The sequence below is a fragment of the Spirulina major PCC 6313 genome (assembly GCF_001890765.1).
Lineage (GTDB): Bacteria > Cyanobacteriota > Cyanobacteriia > Cyanobacteriales > Spirulinaceae > Spirulina > Spirulina major.
In genome coordinates this window covers 2,102,439-2,121,828 of sequence record NZ_KV878783.1, presented here as the reverse complement: position 1 = coordinate 2,121,828, position 19,390 = coordinate 2,102,439, and the positions used below count along the sequence as shown (strand labels likewise).

Below are 19,390 nucleotides of genomic sequence, written 5' to 3'. Positions count from 1 at the left end.
TGCAAGGAGCAGGTTGCATTGCGGTATAAAGATTGATTGATTGATGGTGGATTAAGATGAAACGGTATTTATGAATGTTAAACAGTCTTTAACGGTTATTTGGGTTGGCGATCGCCCCTCAAATGATGAACTTGAGATCTTGCGATCGCAAGACTTCCATATTTTGGTGATGTTTACTTCAGCTCCGTCAATCAGGCAGATTGTAGCATCAAATCAGCCGATTCTCGATCACTTGGGGCTACAGCCAGATTTTTTAGAACACCTCTACGGTGACTGGATACAGCAAGGGGCGGGCAATCCAGCGGCAGACGCAACACCGCGCCACTATTCTGAGATTGATGTGGTGATTGTTTCCGATCCTCGTTATTTAGGGCGCATTCTGACGCGCTATGCTGGTCGGGTGTTTTATCGTTCATATGATCTGCCGGGTCAACTTTCGCAGAGATTTTGGCAGTTAAACTATTTTCGGGTGATTCAGGAGCGGGGTGATTTTTGGATTTTGCCCTATGATGCGTCAGCGTTGGTGGGTGAGCATGACTGGTTAAAGCAGCGGATGCGGGTTGTGCCGTTGGGATCAGGTCAGGCGTGGCGGGAGGCGATCGCTACATTGCAGCACGATCGCACTTCATCACAACCTGTTTTATTGCGATCGCCTGCGAGTCGTGAGGCGGAACCATCAGAGCAGTTGCAACGGCTTTATGTGCTGTTTCATTTTCCGGGGCCGATTGTGCGGTTGAATGAGCAGGGGCAATATTTGTCGTCGGAGGGGATTCCGCGTGTGGTGCGGAAGTTTGTGGAGGCGGCGTTGGCGAAGACAGAGTATCAGGTGGTGATTACCTGTCGGGCGGGTCAGTTGGAAGCCTGTTATGGATTTTTCGAGGCGCATCGCTACCCAGGGCGGATGAAATTTTTGCTCCTTGATCCAGAAGATACGGAGTTACGGTATCAGTCCAAGGTACGGAAGGCGCTGGTGCAACTGCGTCGCCAGTATACGACGACGTGGCGGTGGTTTTGGCCGTGGATTCAACAGCGATCGCAATGGACGGCCCAAGTTGTACATCGGCGTAAAAATATTAAGGCGGGTTGGTTGCGGTTTTGGCAGTGGGTATGGTTGAAGCGGTTGGCGATTCATTTTACAGCCTTGCCGTTTTTGGCTCTTGGTTTAGTGGGATTGAAGGCGGGAACGGCAGTGATGAAACGCCTTAAAGTGCATCCGAAAATCATCAAAAAATATAGTAATATTGTCAACCGTCGTTATGACCATTTGGTGGTGTATAACGAGTTGGAATATTTAGAAACGGTGAATCAAGATGAGCAAGCGGCTTATGTTTGGGTTCCCCATTATTATCTATTTCCAGAGAGTGCCTTAATTCAGAAAAAGACGATCGTGTATTTGCCAGACTATATGCCGCACTTTTTCGGGGGGCAAAAGTTTGCGGGCAGTTTAGACCATTGGCACGATCGCATCGGTTACACCATCGTTCACCAAGCAACATCGATTTTTACACCTTCAGCATTTACACAGTCCTATTTACCCAATACGGTTCTTGAAGTTGATCCCAAGAAGATCACAATGTTTCCAATTCCGCTACTGACCCAGAAAACGGAAACTATTGATCCAGCAAATGAGCGCCAGTTGATGACGATCATTGGCGAGGGGCGGTACTTGTTTTATCCGACTCAGGATCGGCCGAATAAGCAGTTATCATTTTTGCTGAAACTATTCCAGGATTTGGGTGAAATGCTGCCAGATTTAAAGTTGGTCTTGACAGCAAATATTCGAATTCATCCGGCAACCTGGGCAAGATATACCCAATTACCGTTTCAGGAGCGGGTGATTTTGCTCGAAGATGTATCTGATGGAGAATTGAACTGGCTCTATCAGCATGCAGCGGCGTTGCCGTTTACTTCGACGATGGAGGGGAATTTTCCGCCGCAAATTTTTGAGGCGTTGACGCTCAATACGCCGGTGGTGGCGACGCGGATTCCGTTGATTACGGAGGCGTTGGGGGATGCGGCCGATCGCATCTTGCTCTGTGAACCCCTTGACCTTGAATCATTTCGGGAAAAGTTGATCTATGCGCTGCGCTATCCGCAACAGGTGCGCGATCGCCAACGGGTGGCCTATCATCGCATTTTGGAACAATATAATGATGCGCAGTTTGCGGAGTCGGTGGCGGAGTTTTTAGCGAATTTGGATTAGCCCTTACCTCTGGAACCCTCGCCCCTAGCCCCTCTCCCACGGGCGAGGGGAACGGCTCAAAGTCTCTCTCCTGGCGGGAGAGAGATTTAGGGAGAGGGCTACTGCAAAGCGTCGCGCAGTTGGGTTTTGGCGGTGTCGAGGGCGGCGGGGAGTTGGCTCGCGTCGCGGCCGCCGGCTTGGGCGAGGTGGGGACGACCGCCGCCGCCGCCGCCACAGAGTTTAGCAATACCGCCGATAAATTTACCCGCTTGGAGTTTTTTCGCCTGATTGACCTGGGGACTGAAGGCCGCCACGAGGGAGACTTTATCAGCGGCAGGGGTGGAGGCAAGAACGACGGCACTTTCACCCAGTTTTTGTTGGAGGCGCTCGGCGGCAGTTTGAAGGGCCTTGGGGTCGAGGTCGCCGAGATTAGCCACCAGAATTTTGAAGTCGCCCACGGTTTCGGCATCGTTGAGGAGTTGGTCAGATTTGGCGATCGCTAATTCTCCCTTCGCGGCTTCTAGTTCCTTCTGGGTTGCTTTCAAATCCGTTTGCAATTTCTCGACCCGTTCAACGAGTTCTTCGGGTTGGGCTTTGAAGCGATCGCTCAACTCCCGCACCACCTGATCCCGCACCGCGAGATAATCCAGAATCGCCGGGCCCGCCACCGCCTCAATCCGCCGTACCCCCGACGAAATCCCCGCCTCGCTGATAATTTTAAACGCGCCAATTTCCGCCGTATTGCGCACATGCGTCCCGCCACAGAGTTCCATCGACACCCCCGGAAAATCAATCACCCGCACGTCCGCACCATATTTTTCGCCAAACATCGCCGTCGCGCCCTTAGCCTTGGCTTGGTCGATGGGCATTACCGCCACATCTGCATCGTGGGCTTCGGCGATCCAGGTATTAATTTGGGCTTCGATTTGGGCCAATTCATCCCGACTCACGGCCCGATTCAGATTGAAATCGAACCGGAGCCGATTGAAATCCACCAGCGAACCCGCTTGGGACACCGCCGGATCGACGAGTAATTTTAACGCCGCTTGCAGGAGGTGAGTGGCGCTGTGGTTGGCTTGGACGCGGCGGCGACAGGCGCGATCGATGGTTGCCGTTAGGGTTGTGCCGGTTTGCACCGTGCCCCGTTCGACGCGCCCGTAATGGATGAACATCCCCGATTCCTTTTGCACATCGTCAATGCGAATCACCACGTCATCGCCACTGAGGAAACCGCGATCGCCAATTTGCCCCCCCGATTCCGCATAAAAGGGCGTTTCGTTGAGGACAATTTGCACCGCTGCACCCGCGCTGGCTTGCTCCATGGTTTTACCATCGATCAACAGTGCCACAATCTGCGCGGTCGCTTGCACTTCGGTATAGCCGAGAAATTCCGTCGGGTGGACGTTTTGGGCCAGTTGATCGAGGCTTTCTTGGACGGTGAGATCAATGGTTTCGTGGGCTTGACGGGCGCGATCGCGCTGCAACTCCATTGCCGCCTCAAACCCCGCCACATCGACGGTAATCCCCTGCTCTTCAGCGATTTCCTGGGTCAATTCCAACGGAAACCCGTAGGTATCGTAGAGGGTGAAGGCTTCCACACCGCTGATCTGCTGCGGTTTCGCCGCGAGGATGTCCGCCACCAGTTTTTCACCCCGGCTCAGGGTTTTGAGGAATTGCGTCTCCTCCCGTGTGAGTTCCGCCTCAATCGCCCCTTGCCGTTCGCGCACATTGGGATAGGCCGATTCAGAAACAGCGATCGCACTGGCCAGCACCTGATTAATAAACGCCCCTTCAATGCCAATCAAGCGCCCATGACGCACCACCCGCCGAATCAGTCGCCGCAAAATATAGCCGCGATCGGTATTTGAAGCCGTGATGCCGTCGGCAATCATATGCATCACCGATCGCACATGATCCCCAATCACTTTTAAGGAAACTTGGGTGCTTTTATCAGCTTTTTCGTAATCAATCCCTGCAATTTTAGCCGCTGTTTCAATAATCGGAAAAATTAGATCCGTTTCATAATTGTTCGGCACTTGTTGGAGGATTTGCGCCATTCGCTCCAAGCCCATCCCCGTATCAATATTTTGCTTGGCTAAGGGCGTTAAATTTCCCTCCGCATCGCGGTTATATTGCATAAATACGAGGTTATAAAACTCAATAAACCGCGTATCATCTTCGAGATCAATCGCCTCATCACCGAGTTCAGGATGAAAGTCGTAATAAATTTCTGAACAAGGCCCACAGGGGCCCGTGGGGCCAGATTTCCAAAAATTATCTTCCTCACCCATGCGCTGAATCCGATGGGCCGGAATGCCAATCTGATCGCGCCAAATTGCAAAGGCTTCATCATCGTCACGGAACACACTCGGCACGAGGCGATCGGGCGGTAATTCAAAAACTTCGGTGGAGAGTTCCCAGGCCCAGGCGATCGCCTGCTCTTTGAAATAGTCCCCAAAACTAAAATTCCCCAACATCTCAAAAAATGTATGGTGGCGGGCGGTACGTCCCACATTTTCAATGTCGTTGGTGCGAATACATTTTTGCGATGTGGTGGCGCGATCGCAGGGGGCGGGCTTCTGACCGAGGAAAATCGGCTTAAACGGCAACATCCCCGCGATCGTCAGCAATACCGTCGGATCTTCGGGCACCAGGGAAGCACTGGGGAGAATTTTGTGCTGCTTGGCGGCGTAGAAGTTGAGAAATTGCTCACGGATTGCTTGTCCAGTCAGGGATGGAGGGGTCTTAGCCATCGGTCGTTTTACGGGTGCAGAGAATAGAATCAATGCCTTTCATTGTGACATTAACCCGGACGAAGCTGGTAGGGTGCGATCGCCTAGAATTACGTCGGGGCAAACCCAGGGTTAAGGTCACATTCAGGCCATCCCTCAATCCCGCTCCCGTGAGATAGTGTGGCTGTCCATCGACTCCGGAGCTATGCCAAAAAATCACTGAATCCCCTGACAATCTGATTCTAAAATTGCCATTCCCAACTCACGCCCTGGGGTGTTTTCATCCGCAGGCGGTTCCGTAAAGGTCGAAAAGGTTTCGGCGTGAACGAGATACCAGCCCGTATCTGTCGCACCGTCCACCTCAATCGGCAGGGGGTCTTGGGGGGTGATTTGGAGGGTTTCTTGGCTGAGGGGTTTGGTGATGTTGCCGAGGGATTGGCGCGAAAATTGCCCGTCTATTGGGAGTGAATAGGTAGTCAATTCAGCCGCGATCGCACGATCAGACTCCAGATCAGGCCGAGGAGCGGCGAGGGTTAGATCGAGGCGATCGCGCACCCCGCAACTTTTCGCCACAAACCAACAATCCGCACCACACCAGCGCCCCGTTACGCCCTCAAACTCTTCCCATGGTCCCATCCCCCCCGACCAGGCCATCCCTAAATTGGACTGCACAAAGGGCGGCGGGGTCAGCACACTCACCCACCGACTCCCCGACCCAAATACCGGGTCAAAGGTGTAGGTGTGATGCTTGGGCCACAACACATTGCCATTTTCTGGCGAGAGCCACAGTTCATCCGCCGCACTGTCTACCACAACCGTCAAACCATCGCTCATCTGGGCATTCATGGGGTAAATCTGCGGCCCCGCCGAATAGATCGAATAGGATTTATTCGCCAAACTGCCAAAGGATGCCAAACGAACTTGGGGGCCAAACCACCGCGCAATAAACCCCGCTTGGGTCACATCCGCTTCAAACACCGACGCACCCAAATTAAAATTCAACAGGCAAAATATTAGTCCTAAACTCGCAACACTCGTCAACGAAATGAGGCCATGTTTATAGCGGGGATGAATCCCGATTTTGTGCAACAGGGTGAGGAGCGATCGCGTAATTCTTGAGAGGATTACGGTGATCGGCATATTGAACAAATCACGTCTGAATAACTCGATAGTTTGCAGTCGTGTGTTGAGTTGGTATCGCCAGGATGTGATTAAGCCCCCTTTTTGATTTGAACCTGTTTCCTGTTTTGATGCGGACTCATCATTGAAGCGAGTGCCGATGAGCGTTCCCCAAAATAGGGTGTGCATGTAGAAAATAGGTCGTAAATAGTCGATTTCCTGTACTGCTGTGGGTACGATAAAGGCGACAACGCCTAAGCTGATCAATAAAAGGGGTTGACGCTGATCATTACGGGCGGGGAGGGCTGCGATCGCAATCAACACCAACGCAATCCAAATTAACAGCGTATGAAACAATCCCAATTCCGCCAAAATCTGCACGTAGAAGTTATGGGCCGTATCAAACAGTCCCACGCCAGTATCATAGCTCTTCAAAGTTTGAAACCAACTGGCGTAACCATGACCAATAACAGGAGAATCGCGAAACATTTTTAACGCTGATCCCCAAATCTTGAGGCGTTGTTGCTCAATAAAAGGATTATTCTGGGCAAGAATGGACTGAATTAATGCATCGTTTCTCAGTATCCAAACAAGAGCTGCAACCAATAGGCCACTCAGACCCCAAAAAATGCGCCGCGAGTTCAGATACAACGCATAGCCATTACAGGCGAGAAAATATAACCCGCAGAGCACTAACCCGCCGCTTTGTTGTGACCAAACGATGCCGCTGATCAAGAGAATCCCCCCATTCATGGCAATTAACCGTTTGCCATACTGTTGAGCGGCGAAAACATACCACAGAGCGATCGCGAGTCCCGGCGCACAATAGGGCCAAACCCAACTCGGATTCCCAAACACTTGCACGAAGCGACCAAAGGCAAAACCCTCAAAGCTGTTATACATCAAGACTTTGGGCAAGGCTTGTTCAATGCCCAAGGCGATGCAGGTAAATGAGACGATCGCCACCAAAACCGGCCCAAATGCGATCGCGCCTAATAATAACCTCCCCCCTTTCCGCACCATCCTCGCGAAGAAAAATGCCAAGGTTCCCAACAGAGTCGCCATGACGAGGGTGAAGTAAGTCCGCAGGCCGTAGGTGTTGCTGTAGCTAGCTTGGAGGAAACATTCCAGTTTGAAGGCGAGACCGGGGACGGCGAGGCAAGGATTCCAGACTTGGCCGGGAGTGAAGAAGAGCGACCACAATGCCCGCGGCCCGGTGATTAGCAGCACGATCGCCCAAATATAGCCCAGCAGAAATTTTTCGCGGGGGCGGATCACCCAATGGGAGCGGCGGAGGGATTTTGCACCGTAAAGGGCGTAGTAGAGCAGACCGCTGAGGACGGCGACGCTGAAGAATTCAGGGATACCGGGAAGACTGTATTCCGGATTGATCGGGACGAGGAGATGGCTCACGACAATGCACCCTAAGCCAAAAATCAGGACGAGATAGGGGGCTTTGGGGTGAAATTTGGGCATGGCGGCTAGGGGGAATCGGGCGGGGTGAGGGTTTCGATCTGGAGGGTCATTTGGGTTTGACCCTGTTGCAAGAATGCCTCACATTGTTGCAGGTGTTGGGTGGCGGTTTCAAATTGTTGAAAAACTTGTTCGAGGGGGAGATTGCCGGTTTCCAGTTGAGTGATCAGGGTTTCGAGTTCAGCGATCGCTGTTTCGTAATTCCACGTTGTCATGGCTGTTGATTAATACTTTTGCACCAGTATAGCCACAATTGTGTTTCAAATTCGTTACACTATGGGCGTTTTTCATCCCCATCGATCACTATGCGCAATGCTTTTCTTGCTGCGATCGCGGCCTGCTGTACCATTCTGTTTTGGGCGATGGTGCAAGCACCGGAATCCATGGCCCAAAGCGATCGCCTCCATACCCTGCACCGCAGCGATCAGCCCATCGCATCGGCCATTACTGAATTTGCCCCCAGTCAAGCTGTCCTCGCCGGAACTGTCACCTACGGCATGACGGATGAAGATCTGCCGATGCAAGGCTATCTCGCCCGCCCCGCCGACAGTGTTGAACCCAGCCCCGCGATCATCGTCATTCACGAATGGTGGGGGCTGAATGAAAATATTGAAACGATGACGCGCCGCCTTGCCGGGGAAGGCTACACCGCCCTCGCGATCGATCTCTATAACGGCGCAGTGGCCGAAGCCCCCAACCAAGCCCGCGCCCTAGTCGGCACAGTGCAAAACAATCTAGAGGCCGCCCGCGCCAACATTCGCCAAGCCTACGCCTATTTAGATGAGACTCAGCAAGCCCCGAAAATTGCTAGCTTGGGCTGGTGTTTTGGTGGTACTTGGTCGCTGAATACGGCGTTGCTGTTCCCCGATGATCTTGATGCAGCGGTGATTTACTACGGCGGTGGCATCACCACTGATCCGGAGCAACTGGCAACCCTGGAAATGCCGATCATTGGCTTCTTTGGCGGGGAAGATACCAACCCGACCCCGGAAACCGTGGCAGAATTTGAGCGCGTCCTCAAGGATTTGGATAAGTCCGTTGAGGTGCATCTCTATGAGGGTGCGGGTCATGCCTTTGCGAATCCGTCGGGGACGCGCTACGTGGCAGCGGCGGCGCTGGATGCTTGGGAGAAAACCCTTGAATTTTTAGCGGCGCATCTGTAGCGATCGCCTCCCGTCTGGGGCTGGATTTGGCGGCGGCTACGGTAAATCTAGCCAGATCAGAGTGCAAGCTGCGCCAATTTGCCCCTCTAACTGGGCTTGGGCATTGCCGCCATTAATCGCAATTTCAACCCAGCCATGGCTCCCGATTAAAGCGATCGCGCTCCCCCAGGGCCGATCGCTGTAGCTGTGGGCGGCGGGGAGGGTGCGATCGCTCACCTTGATCCCCCAGGCGCGATCACGTAGCCGTTCCCCCGGAATTGTCGTGATTAAATTGCCGAAATGATCAATATGTTGAATCGTGCCGTGGAGTCCGGTGGGGTCTTCTGTGACTGCGGGTAACGGCAAGGAGACTAAGTGTTTTGGATTGAGCGAATCGCCGAGTTCTGTGAGCGGCACACCTAAGGATAAATGCGCCCCCACGGGTGCGAAAATATCCCGACCGTGGAAGGTGGTACTGGGGTGAGGCGTGCGCCAATAGTGAGGATTATTCAAGGTAACGGCAGCGAGGGGCGGCGAGGTTTGCAAAACACCACTAAACAGGCCATTATCCGGGCCCACAAGCCAACCCTCCTGAATTTGAATCGCGACAGCGTGGCGATCGCTCCCCACCCCCGGATCAACCACCGCCACATGCACCGTACCCGCCGGAAAATAGCGATAGGCATTGAGCAGGCAAAACCGGGCCGCTGCGATATTTTGCGGGGGAATCTGGTGGGTGAGATCAACGATGGTGCAGCGGGGGGCAATGGATGCGATCGCCCCTTTTAAGATGCCGACGTAACCATCTTGAACTCCAAAGTCAGTGAGCAAGGTCAACATTATTGTGTGATCGAAAGAAAATCCTTGGAAGCCGAAAGAAAGTACTGCTAAAATTCTGTAGCAATTGTTACTTTTTTTGTTACAAAACCCGATTTATCAGAGAATGGTGATATCTTAAAAGTGTGCCCCAATGATTTAGACCATTTTATTTCGATCGAGGGATTAATTATGTTGAACCAAACACGCAAAGAAGTACTCCGCAACACGGCAGCCAACCACCGCGACAATCTTCGCAAAAGCCTCCAACAACGTTTAGAATCTGCCCGCTCTTCTGGTAACGAAGCTTTAGTGAAGCAGCTTGAAGCTGAAGCTGAATACCTAGGGATGAACTAGCCCCAAGGTTCGACTGTAGCCATGAAGCTGAATTAACAGAAAAAGAGATCCCCTGTGGGATCTCTTTTTCTGTCTCAGTGCATAGCCTGATTGACTGACAAAAGAAGTGGTAGGGATAGCTAAAGAGGTTGCCCTGACTGAAATACAGAGAATTAAGAAATGGGAGTCAGTCCTCTAGAATTGAGTTACCACAACAAAACTCTGGAGAACTGTGAAAAAAACTCCCAAATTTACAATGCCCTGAAAACCTGGTTGGGTCAAGACATCCCCTGGGCGCATCTGAGCCACCTGACTACCTGCATCTGGATGGTCATCGCCGTCATCCAAACCGGAGCAGTCAACCTCACGAAATGGCTGCCGTATCTGCCCTGTCGAGGATTGTTTGCCCAAAGTAAACAGCGGCGAGTCCGACGCTGGCTGGGCAATAGCCGCATCAATATTCATCGACTCTACAAACCCATCATCAAAGCCGCCTTAGCCGATTGGCAGGATGAGGTGATGTACCTGAGCTTAGACACCTCACTATTTTGGGATGAGTATTGTCTGATTCGGGTGGCTGTGGTGCATCGCGGTCGTGCTTTACCCCTAGGCTGGCGTGTGTTGGCTCATCCCAGTGCCTCGGTTGCCGCCAACACCTACCGAGAACTGCTCCAAGATGTCGCTCGACTCCTACCGCAAGGGGTGAAGGTGGTGCTGCTGGCTGACCGTGGCTTTGTGCAGACGGAGACTATGACGCTGGTGCGCACCTTCGGCTGGCATTATCGCATCCGCATCAAAAGCAATACCTGGCTTTGGCACTCTGCCAAGGGCTGGAGCCAACCAAAAGCGTTTCATCTCAAACCCGGTGAAGCCCTCTGCTGGCACAACGTCAAACTTCACAAAGGTGAATGGTATGGTCCGGTTCATGTCATTTTCGGTCGCAACAATGTCAATGGCGAGTTTTGGGCGGTTGTCAGTGATGAACCGACCCACCTCCAGACTTTTGCTGAGTATGGTCTCCGGTTTGATATCGAGGAGGCGTTTCTCGATGACCAGTCTGGGGGTTGGCACCTCCAATCTTCCCAACTTCGCTCAGTTTGTGTTCTTTCCCGTCTCTGCTTCATTCTGGCTCTGGCGACTCTCTATGTCTCAGCTCAGGGTCTTGAGGTTGTCCAATCGGGCAAGCGTCGCTGGGTTGACCCCCATTGGTTTCGCGGCAATAGCTATTTTCGTATCGGTCTTGAGTGGATTCGTACTGCTCTCCTTGAGGGCTGGCGCTTGATTCGGCTTGTTGCTTTCTTTTCTAATTCTGACCCTGAACCGGCTATGGCTTCTCGTCCTCAGCATCGGCAACGCTCTTATCGCCTTGAATTCCAGTTTTGCTCTTTTTCTTACTCCCCTGACTGAATCTTTTGTCCGTCAATCAGGTGCATAGCTTGCTTCTGTCACTCTGGGAGATTTCAGCGAATTTTTCTGATCACAGCTCAGAAAAGAATCAGCGTTTGAACCCAATCTGACAAAACAAAGATAGACTTGCTAAGGGATTCGCAGACAGACAACAGACGAAGCCGGGCGAGTCCATAACTCCCCGGCAACTCGAACATTTAGACTCAGCGCCTCACGTTGAAAACAGCGATCGCCTATTGTGGAGCTACTTCGATTTCCACCATCGCGGTCACTTCGGCATGCAGCTTGACTTCCACTTGATACGTTCCCAGTTGATTGATTTCCGGCAGGGTGAGATTGCGCTTATCAATCTCTTGACCCGCTTTTTCGAGAATCACATCCGCCACATCTTGGCTCGTGACGGTTCCGAAAATGGCGTTGCCTTCCCCAGCTTGCTTGTAAATCCGGAGCCGTCCCACCGTCGCCAATGCTGTTTTCCGGGCTTCGGCTTGGTTCTTGACTTCGATTAACCGTAGCCGTTCTTTTTCGCGGCGCTGGGCCACCATTTTGAGAATGCCAGGGGAGGCGGGAATGGCGAATCCTTGGGGAATGAGGTAGTTCCGGGCATAACCGGGGGCTACTTCAACGACATCGCCATTCGTGCCGAGTTTTTTAACATCTTGATTGAGAACAACTTGTACACGCTTTGCCATAGTTACTCCTGTGGGCGTTGAGTCACGATCTTGTAGTTTATCGGCTGGGGGGGTGCGATCGCAACCAGTCCCCGCCCCCCATTGCCCCTAAATACCGCTGTAAATAGGGTGAAAACACTTCATAAATGAGCGTCAAGGGCTGGCCACTGTGCCAAAACAGATAATGCCGCCCCCAGAATGGCCCTGTCTCTTGAAATTCCGCCGCCAACGCTGCCGAATCGCCGTAGTAAATCCCCTGAATATCCCGATAGAGTTCGCTATGCAGTTGCGAGAGATTATCCCAAATTGGCAAGGCGCGATTTTGTAGATACTCATCCACATGGTTCGCATCCCACCAGGACACCGCATAGGCCAACCGTTGCCCCGATGCCGTGCGGAGCCACACCTGACGACGTAACCGTGGCCCTGGAACCACCTCAATTTGAGCGGGTGCGTCATCGGGAGCCATTCCAATCGAAGCCATGTCGATTACATCCACTTCAATCACTTCGCGGGTGAGCAGCGTTAGATGGCGCGTCGGTGAACCGTCGCCGAGCATCAGGATTTGCCAGGCGGGGGCGAGTTGCTCGTGGGGAAGTCCGGTGTGAATGGCGGGGGAGTGACCTTGCCACAGGGGGGCGAGGGCGTGCCATCGGGTTTCAAGGGTGGGACTGGTGGATCGGCTCAAAACAAATCACCCAAATTACAACAGATTAACGAGGTGTTTACGAAACTTAACTGTTTTTAATCATGATACCGTGATTGCTAAGGCTTCAGTTTTGCCAAGCATGAGAAGTATTGGGAGGAATTATGCTGAATGTTGGTGTCCTAGGAACAGGGTTTGGTCAAAAAATTCATCTGCCGGGATTGCAACACCATCCCCAGACGCAAGCGATCGCAGTCTGGAACCCCGAACTCGGCAAAGCGAAAGCCATCGCGGATCAGCACCACGTTCCCCATGCCTTTCATCACCTCGATAAGCTGCTGAGTTTGCCGGAACTGGACGCGGTGACGATTTCCACGCCGCCGTTTTTACATTATGAGATGGCCAAGCAAGCGATTCTGGCGGGGAAACATATCCTCCTCGAAAAGCCGATGACGATGACGGTGGCCGAATGCCAAGAACTCCATCACCTTGCCCAGGAGCGCGGCGTGATTGCCGTGGCGGATTTTGAATTTCGCTTTGTTCCGGCCTGGCAACGGTTGGCAGAACTGCTCGCTGATGGGTTTGTGGGGAAACCTCGGCTGATTAAGATTGATTGGTTGGTGGTGAGTCGGGCTGATCCGAGTCGGCCCTGGAATTGGTATGCGCGGCAGGATCAAGGCGGTGGCGCGTTGGGGGCGATTGGTTCCCATGCGTTTGACTATATTCATTGGTTGTTTGGGCCGGTGCGATCGCTCTGTGGTCATCTCAGTTGCGCCATCCCGGAACGCCCCGATCCCAAAGATGGCAACCAACTCAAGCCCGTCGATGCCGATGATACCGGGTTGATCCTGCTCGAACTGGCCGACGGAACACCTGTGCAACTCTCCCTTAGTTCCGTCACCTACAACGGCCGCGGCCATTGGCTGGAAGTGTACGGCGATCGCGGCACCCTCGTCCTCGGCAGCGACAACCTCAAAGACTACGTCCACGGCTTCAAACTCTGGGGCGCACCAGCGGGCCAACCCCTCACCGAACAGGAGATCCCCAAACGTCTCGCCTTCCCCCAATCCTTCAGCGATGGCCGCCTCGCCCCCTTCATCCGCGTCGTCGATCATTGGGTCCACTGCATCGACCAGGGCAAACCCGCCGCCCCCTCCCTCGCTGAAGGGGTCTATTCTCAACTCTTGATGGATCTCACCCACGAGTCCCACCGTCGCCGCGCTTGGGTGGATGTGCCGACATTGGCTGCGATCGCATAGATCCCTGCCGGTCTGAAGCTTCTGTCGTGCGAGCTTCTAGCTCGCTGCTCGCTCCGGGGGGAAGTACCCCGCCGGGGGGAGGTGGGTTTGCGATCTGTTGGGTTTATTCGGTGATCTGTTTAAACAGCACTTGAGAATTGCGCTGATAGTTATATAGGGATTTTTTATTCGGGGGAAGGTCTTCAATACTGCCCTTGATAAAACCCCGTTCCCGAAACCAATCGGTCGTGTGTGTGGTTAGGGCCACCAGTTTAGTTTTGCCCTGTTGGTGAGCAAGTTGGGTAATATGGTCGAGCAATTTATCGCCCCGTTGAGAGCCGCGATATTGAGGATGCACCACAAAACAGGCTAACTCACTGACTTGATCATCATCGGTGTTGTACAACGCAGCACAGGCAATCACTTGATCATCACGGGTGATCACATGGAAATTATGAATTTCTATTTCTAAATGTTCGCGCGATCGCTTCACCAACGTGCCTTTATTTTCCAACGGACGAATCAGATTTAAAATGCTGCTGATATCTTCAACATTCGCCGATCGCAACTGTTCAAACTTATCCTCAGAAATCATCGTGCCCACCCCGTCACGGGTGTACATTTCCAACAACAACGCCCCATCCATTTCCGCATCAATTAAATGCACCCGATCCACCCCATCATCTAGGGCTTCGAGGGCAGGCAGCATAAATTCATGATCATAGGTTTGGGCTTCATCAAGGGTGAGCTTACGCGGCATATTGAGGGGTTGATAACTGAGGAAAATCAATTTATCCGCCGTGAGGGCCTTGGCCGCCACGATCGCCACATGTTCATAGCGGAGGTTATAGGCTTCGCCGGTGGGGGAATAGCCCATTGGCGAGAGCAACACAATATGATTCGCATCAAGCTGTTGTTGAATCAGGCCATGATTAATGCGGCGAATCAGCCCGGTAAAGCGATAATCCACACCGTCATGAATGCCCATCGGGCGAGCGGTGATGAAGTTCCCGGAAATGATGCCGAGGCCATGACTCGAAATGGAGGGCTGATTGAGAATGTGGGTGAGTTGATTTTCAATCCGAATTCGCAAAAACCCGATCGCTTCTTGGGCAGCGAGGAGAGTGGGTAGATCTGTGACGCGGATACCGTTGTGAATCTGGACTGGGGTGTTGGTGTTGTGGAGGCGTTCGTCAATTTGGGGGCGAGTGCCGTGGACGAGGATCAGCCGCGCCCCTAGGCTGGAGATGATCGCTAAATCCTGCATGATTTGGGGAAATTTCGGACTGGCGATCACTTCTCCGGCAAAGGCAACCACGAAGGTTTTGCCGCGATGGGAATGGATGTAGGGGGCGGCTTCGCGAAAAAAGGAAACCCGATTGATCGCGTGGCCCTGGGACTGCAATTCGTTCATGGCACTCTCTGGAAGATGGGGGAACCCTTGACCGCTTCCAAGCTAGGAATCACAGCACGGGTGAAGTTGGTCGGCGATCCTAATTTTGGAATGTGCTGAATCGGGGCATTGTGACCCCCAAAGCAACGCAGTAGGATGTTGACCATAATTGAAACCTTACCGACTTCTACGGCTGTGGCGACGTTGTTGACTTTGATTATTTCTATGTTCTCTAACATCTCTTAAGAATACTGATCTAACAACTGGATTATTTTTGAGGCGCTTTAGATTGGCAACGATATATAAGGCCGACAAAGCAAGAAATAGATAAGGGATAAGCACTGCCAGAATTATTTGTATTGATGGAATATTTTGCCTTCCGCATAGAATGATTCCAAGCCAAGGGGATACCGTTGCCAAAAAACCAAGTACGGCAAGAGACATCATTGATGGCCCAAAAATCTCATCACGAGGTAAAATCCCTGACCAGAGTGCTGACTCCCAATTCATGATAAATCGTCCAAGTTTTCGGTTAATTCGAGCTTCCATTTCGGCTGTCAGAAAATAGCCGACACGCTGAGCACGCATAGCTTCACCAGCCCAAACAAACAACACGAATATAAAAACTAATGGAATTGCACCAGAGAATATGGAATAAATCAAAATTCTACTAGATTGTGGATCTTGAATTGTCAAAGAACCACCAATTAGCGCAGATATTGCTGTAACCCCAAGCAATAAAATTTGCGCTCTGTTGTTAATACTTTGCATACTTTCTTCACGCAGACTGGTGTACTGTACTATAAGAGCATTGAGTTCAGCATCATCCTTCTCGTTCCATCTACTCTGACGACTAAATTCGTCTAAATAATTAGACAATTCAGACATTCTTATGTAACTATTTACTGTGTGTCTATTTGATAATGAGAGAAGTTCAAAAAGTTCATTTTCATAGTCTGAATACCTACTTTGCATTGAATTGGACAAGCTGCGACTGTAACTATGTTGATTGCTTGAGCTAGAGTTTTCTGGCATAAATGTTCTTTCAAGAAGTTATTTGACAAGAAATCTTGACTTAATTCAATATCTATATATCCTATGGTTTCTGTGCCTTAGTTTAGAATAAATAGTTTTTAGAATATATGTCAAAATCACAGATAGACAAAAAGCACATTATCACTACTGTTCATTAGCCTCAAGTTCTAATTTTACGTGCTTTTCTCAAACAAATGGACTTTCTACGGGAAAGGATTCGCTAAAATCAGGCGTGGCACATTCTCCTCTTTCCATGACTCAACTTCCTGACCAGCGTTGGCAGCTTGCCCCGTCCCAGCCCGATCGCATTCCCGCTTTAGTGGCGGCGACGGGCCTCTCGCCGCTCTTGGTGCAGGTGTTGCTGAATCGGGGCATTACGACCCCAGAGGAAGCACAGCAGCACGTTGATCCGGAATTGACGACCCTGCCGGCTCCGGTGGATGAATTCCCCGATTTGGCGAAAAGTGTCGGGATTTTGCAAGGCGCGATCGCAGACCACGACCCGATCGTGATTTGTGGCGATTACGATGCCGACGGCATGACCAGCACCGCGTTATTAATCCGCGCCCTGCGCCATTGGGGGGCGGAGGTGACCTACGCGATTCCGAGCCGGATGGATGAGGGGTACGGCATCAACGAGCGCATCGTTGAAGACTGCGCCAATGCGGGCGTGGGGGTAATCTTGACCGTAGATAATGGCATCGCTGCCTATGACCCGATTCACCGCGCCGTGGATCTTGGCATTAGCGTCATCGTCACCGATCACCACGATTTACCCCCGAAACTCCCCCCAGCGGATGCCATTCTCAACCCGAAACTCCTGCCGGAAACCTCCCCCTATCGCACCTTAGCCGGGGTGGGGGTGGCCTATGTGTTGGCGGTGGCCACGGGTCAGGCCTTGGGGCAGTTGGGCGGGCTGACGGTGACGCTGTTGGATCTCTGCACCTTGGGGACGATCGCAGACTTAGCCGCCCTCACCGGCGTGAATCGACGCTGGGTCAAACGGGGTTTAAAAACCCTGCCGCAATCATCCCTAGCGGGTTTACAAGCCCTGATGCAGTTGGCGCAGATGGACGAAAAGCGCAAACCGATGCGACCGGATGCGATCGGGTTTCGCCTCGGCCCACGGATTAATGCCGTGGGACGGATTGGCGACCCAGCCCATGTGATCGAACTGCTCACCACCGATGATCCTGCGATCGCCCTCACCCAGGCCACGGAATGCGAAACCACCAACCGCCGCCGCCGCCAACTCTGCGAACAGATCGAACAGGAAGCCGTGGCACTGGTGGAAACCCAAGACCTCCCCTGGCGGCGCGATCGCGTCCTCGTCGTCTACAAACCCGATTGGCACCATGGCGTGATTGGCATCGTCGCCTCGCGCCTCGTGGAACGCTACGGCGTGCCCGTCTTCATCTGCACCCAAGAAAACCCCACGACGATTCGCGGCTCGGCCCGCAGTATTCCGGAATTTCACGTCGCCCAAGCCCTCGATTTTTGTGACGATTGCCTCCTGAAACATGGCGGCCACCAAGCCGCCGGGGGTTTTAGCGTCAACCTCGACCAGTTCCCCACCTTCCAACGTCGCCTCAGCGAATTCGCCCACCAACACCTTGAACCCGAACACCTCAAACCCTGTGTCTTCGTCGATGTTGAGGCACAATTGAGCGACATCACCGCCGCGCTTTATCAGCAAATTGAGAGCTTGCAGCCTTGGGGAATGGGGGTTAATGCGCCGGTCTTTTGGTCGTCGGAGGTGGCGATCGCGGATCAGCGCGTCCTCAAAGGCAATCATCTCAAACTCAAGCTAGCCCAGGGTGAAACGGTTTTAGACGCGATCGCCTGGCGTTGGGGTGATTACTTCCCCCTCCCCAGCCCCCTCGACGTGGCCTACACCGTCGAAGAAAACCACTGGCAGGGCAACACCACCCTCCAATTGCAACTCGCCGGCCTCCGCGCCACCCCATCCACCGCCGCCCATCCCACCACCCCACAGCCTACGCTGGCCGCCCTGCCACCCCCCACGCCCCGCAAAAAAGCCGCCCACTTCACCTATAAAAACCGCCCCTATCAATGCAGTCTCGCCAACGCCGAAAATGAACTCCGGATCAGAAATGAGCAGGGCCAAGTTTTAGCGGTGCAACGGGGACAGCGCACGGGCTTACTCGGTGAAAGTCGTGAGGCTGCAAAACCAGTGGATGTGACCAAACCCCATTTTTATAGCCTGATCAAGACTGCGATCGCTGCCCTCGAAGCTGAGTAATTGATGCTGAATCTCAAATCTCGTGTCATGGCTCCGCCGTGGCACGGACAATCTGCGGCTCTGCCACCTGTGTAGAGATCGTCCATCCAGACTGCCTGTGTTAGGGACTATCCTGCTCGTTTTGGCAATCATCGACCGCTTGCATCAGAGCATCTGTCATCAGCTTACGGACATGGCACTCAGTCCGAAAATTCTCCTGCATATCCTCAATGGGTAGCATAACTGAATCCGCTGATCCGGGCACCACGTTCACGTCCCAATCGGGAAATTCGGCATTGAGGGCGGACTTCAGGTTCTGGGCGTACCGTTTCCCGATGGGATCAGTCGTGTAGCTTGTATTGACTTGGATTGTTGCGGTGGGTCGAGTCATTGGGCGTAAGAGATGAGCTGGGATGCCCAAATTGGGCTAAGCTCTCACCAGATCAAACGGTTAGTAATCAACGTGAGTTCTGGATAAGAAAAGGAGGAGTCATCTAAGCTGAAAGTGTTTACTTGGCTCTGCCAAGTAACGAGGGAGGGTGAGGGATTAGCTCGGATCACTCGTGGAGCGTCGTCCGAGTTCGTAAATGCCACAGCCAACACAGGCGAGGATGCCGCCGCTGACTCCCCAACTCTGACCCAAGCTCAACTCCACCAACCAATGACACGCTACACCCCCCACCAGGAAAGGAATTAAGGTCATCAGGACAGCGGATAAGCTGTTGAAGGATTCGCGGGCGGGGCGAGAGGCTTCAAAATCTTTCGCGGACATATAGAGGGAGCGATCGGCGAAGTTAAACCAGCGGGTTAGTTGGTGTTCAATCCAGTGGCGCAGGGTTGTTAAACTCAGGTAGAGCGCGAGCGACCAGAGGGCTGCACCCGCTAGAAAGACGGTATCGACGGGGATAACAAAGGGGAGGAGATCGCGCAACATGGGGCAGTGACCAGATTATTTAAT

16 protein-coding genes are annotated in these 19,390 nt (G+C 52.7%); 6 read left to right on the top strand and 10 right to left on the bottom strand.

The genetic code is table 11. The features are described 5' to 3' along the window. Positions 1-70: 70 nt before the first annotated feature. Positions 71-2,203: a glycosyltransferase gene (locus SPI6313_RS09195; RefSeq protein WP_072620722.1), complete on the top strand. Its 2,133-nt coding sequence runs from the start codon at positions 71-73 to the stop codon at positions 2,201-2,203. Positions 2,204-2,301: 98 nt separating this feature from the next. Here the strand turns inward: SPI6313_RS09195 and alaS are convergent, their stop codons facing one another. The 3 genes from alaS to xseB all read right to left on the bottom strand — a co-directional run bounded on the left by alaS (position 2,302) and on the right by xseB (position 7,721). Then, complete coding sequence (gene alaS / locus SPI6313_RS09190) at positions 2,302-4,935, bottom strand: alanine--tRNA ligase (protein ID WP_072620721.1); 2,634 nt, start codon at positions 4,933-4,935, stop codon at positions 2,302-2,304. A gap of 195 nt (positions 4,936-5,130) precedes the next feature. Further along, positions 5,131-7,509, bottom strand: a complete 2,379-nt coding sequence (locus SPI6313_RS09185; protein ID WP_072620720.1) for an O-antigen ligase family protein — start codon at positions 7,507-7,509, stop codon at positions 5,131-5,133. Positions 7,510-7,514: 5 nt separating this feature from the next. Further along, positions 7,515-7,721 (bottom strand): exodeoxyribonuclease VII small subunit, encoded by a 207-nt coding sequence (gene xseB / locus SPI6313_RS09180; RefSeq protein WP_072620719.1) that lies wholly within the window; start codon positions 7,719-7,721, stop codon positions 7,515-7,517. Between the two features lie 90 nt (positions 7,722-7,811). Here xseB and SPI6313_RS09175 point away from each other — a divergent pair, with 90 nt between their 5' ends. Further along, positions 7,812-8,669, top strand: coding sequence for a dienelactone hydrolase family protein (locus SPI6313_RS09175; RefSeq protein WP_072620718.1), 858 nt, complete (start codon positions 7,812-7,814; stop codon positions 8,667-8,669). A 36-nt stretch (positions 8,670-8,705) separates the two neighbouring features. On the opposite strand, the gene SPI6313_RS09170 is transcribed toward SPI6313_RS09175, so the two are convergent. After that, positions 8,706-9,488: an SAM hydrolase/SAM-dependent halogenase family protein gene (locus SPI6313_RS09170; RefSeq protein WP_072620717.1), complete on the bottom strand. Its 783-nt coding sequence runs from the start codon at positions 9,486-9,488 to the stop codon at positions 8,706-8,708. Between the two features lie 171 nt (positions 9,489-9,659). Between SPI6313_RS09170 and pirA the strand changes: the two genes are divergently transcribed. Both pirA and SPI6313_RS23470 read left to right on the top strand, forming a co-directional pair. After that, positions 9,660-9,821 carry an arginine synthesis PII-interacting regulator PirA gene (pirA, locus tag SPI6313_RS23475; RefSeq protein WP_483881763.1) on the top strand — a complete coding sequence of 54 codons (162 nt, stop codon included), beginning with the start codon at positions 9,660-9,662 and terminating at the stop codon, positions 9,819-9,821. Between the two features lie 159 nt (positions 9,822-9,980). Beyond that, positions 9,981-11,207, top strand: coding sequence for a transposase (locus SPI6313_RS23470; RefSeq protein ID WP_175551102.1), 1,227 nt, complete (start codon positions 9,981-9,983; stop codon positions 11,205-11,207). A gap of 233 nt (positions 11,208-11,440) precedes the next feature. Here SPI6313_RS23470 and rplI read toward each other — a convergent pair whose 3' ends face one another. Both rplI and SPI6313_RS09150 read right to left on the bottom strand, forming a co-directional pair. Then, positions 11,441-11,899, bottom strand: a complete 459-nt coding sequence (gene rplI / locus SPI6313_RS09155; RefSeq protein ID WP_072620715.1) for a 50S ribosomal protein L9 — start codon at positions 11,897-11,899, stop codon at positions 11,441-11,443. 37 nt (positions 11,900-11,936) lie between these two features. Further along, complete coding sequence (locus SPI6313_RS09150; protein WP_072620714.1) at positions 11,937-12,566, bottom strand: chorismate lyase; 630 nt, start codon at positions 12,564-12,566, stop codon at positions 11,937-11,939. Between the two features lie 122 nt (positions 12,567-12,688). Here SPI6313_RS09150 and SPI6313_RS09145 point away from each other — a divergent pair, with 122 nt between their 5' ends. Continuing rightward, the gene (locus SPI6313_RS09145; RefSeq protein WP_072620713.1) at positions 12,689-13,783 is read left to right on the top strand and encodes a Gfo/Idh/MocA family protein; all 1,095 of its coding nucleotides are present in this window, start codon (positions 12,689-12,691) and stop codon (positions 13,781-13,783) included. A 103-nt stretch (positions 13,784-13,886) separates the two neighbouring features. On the opposite strand, the gene argA is transcribed toward SPI6313_RS09145, so the two are convergent. Together argA and SPI6313_RS22855 are read right to left on the bottom strand one after the other, a co-directional pair. Beyond that, positions 13,887-15,176, bottom strand: a complete 1,290-nt coding sequence (argA, locus tag SPI6313_RS09140) for an amino-acid N-acetyltransferase (RefSeq protein WP_072620712.1) — start codon at positions 15,174-15,176, stop codon at positions 13,887-13,889. A 156-nt stretch (positions 15,177-15,332) separates the two neighbouring features. Beyond that, positions 15,333-16,190, bottom strand: coding sequence for a hypothetical protein (locus tag SPI6313_RS22855; protein ID WP_217650555.1), 858 nt, complete (start codon positions 16,188-16,190; stop codon positions 15,333-15,335). A 253-nt stretch (positions 16,191-16,443) separates the two neighbouring features. Between SPI6313_RS22855 and recJ the strand changes: the two genes are divergently transcribed. After that, positions 16,444-18,453 (top strand): single-stranded-DNA-specific exonuclease RecJ, encoded by a 2,010-nt coding sequence (recJ, locus tag SPI6313_RS09130; protein ID WP_072620710.1) that lies wholly within the window; start codon positions 16,444-16,446, stop codon positions 18,451-18,453. A gap of 100 nt (positions 18,454-18,553) precedes the next feature. Here the strand turns inward: recJ and SPI6313_RS09125 are convergent, their stop codons facing one another. Beyond that, positions 18,554-18,823 carry a hypothetical protein gene (locus tag SPI6313_RS09125; RefSeq protein WP_072620709.1) on the bottom strand — a complete coding sequence of 90 codons (270 nt, stop codon included), beginning with the start codon at positions 18,821-18,823 and terminating at the stop codon, positions 18,554-18,556. Positions 18,824-18,979: 156 nt separating this feature from the next. Then, positions 18,980-19,366, bottom strand: a complete 387-nt coding sequence (locus SPI6313_RS09120) for a hypothetical protein (protein ID WP_072620708.1) — start codon at positions 19,364-19,366, stop codon at positions 18,980-18,982. Between the last annotated feature and the right edge of the window lie 24 nt (positions 19,367-19,390).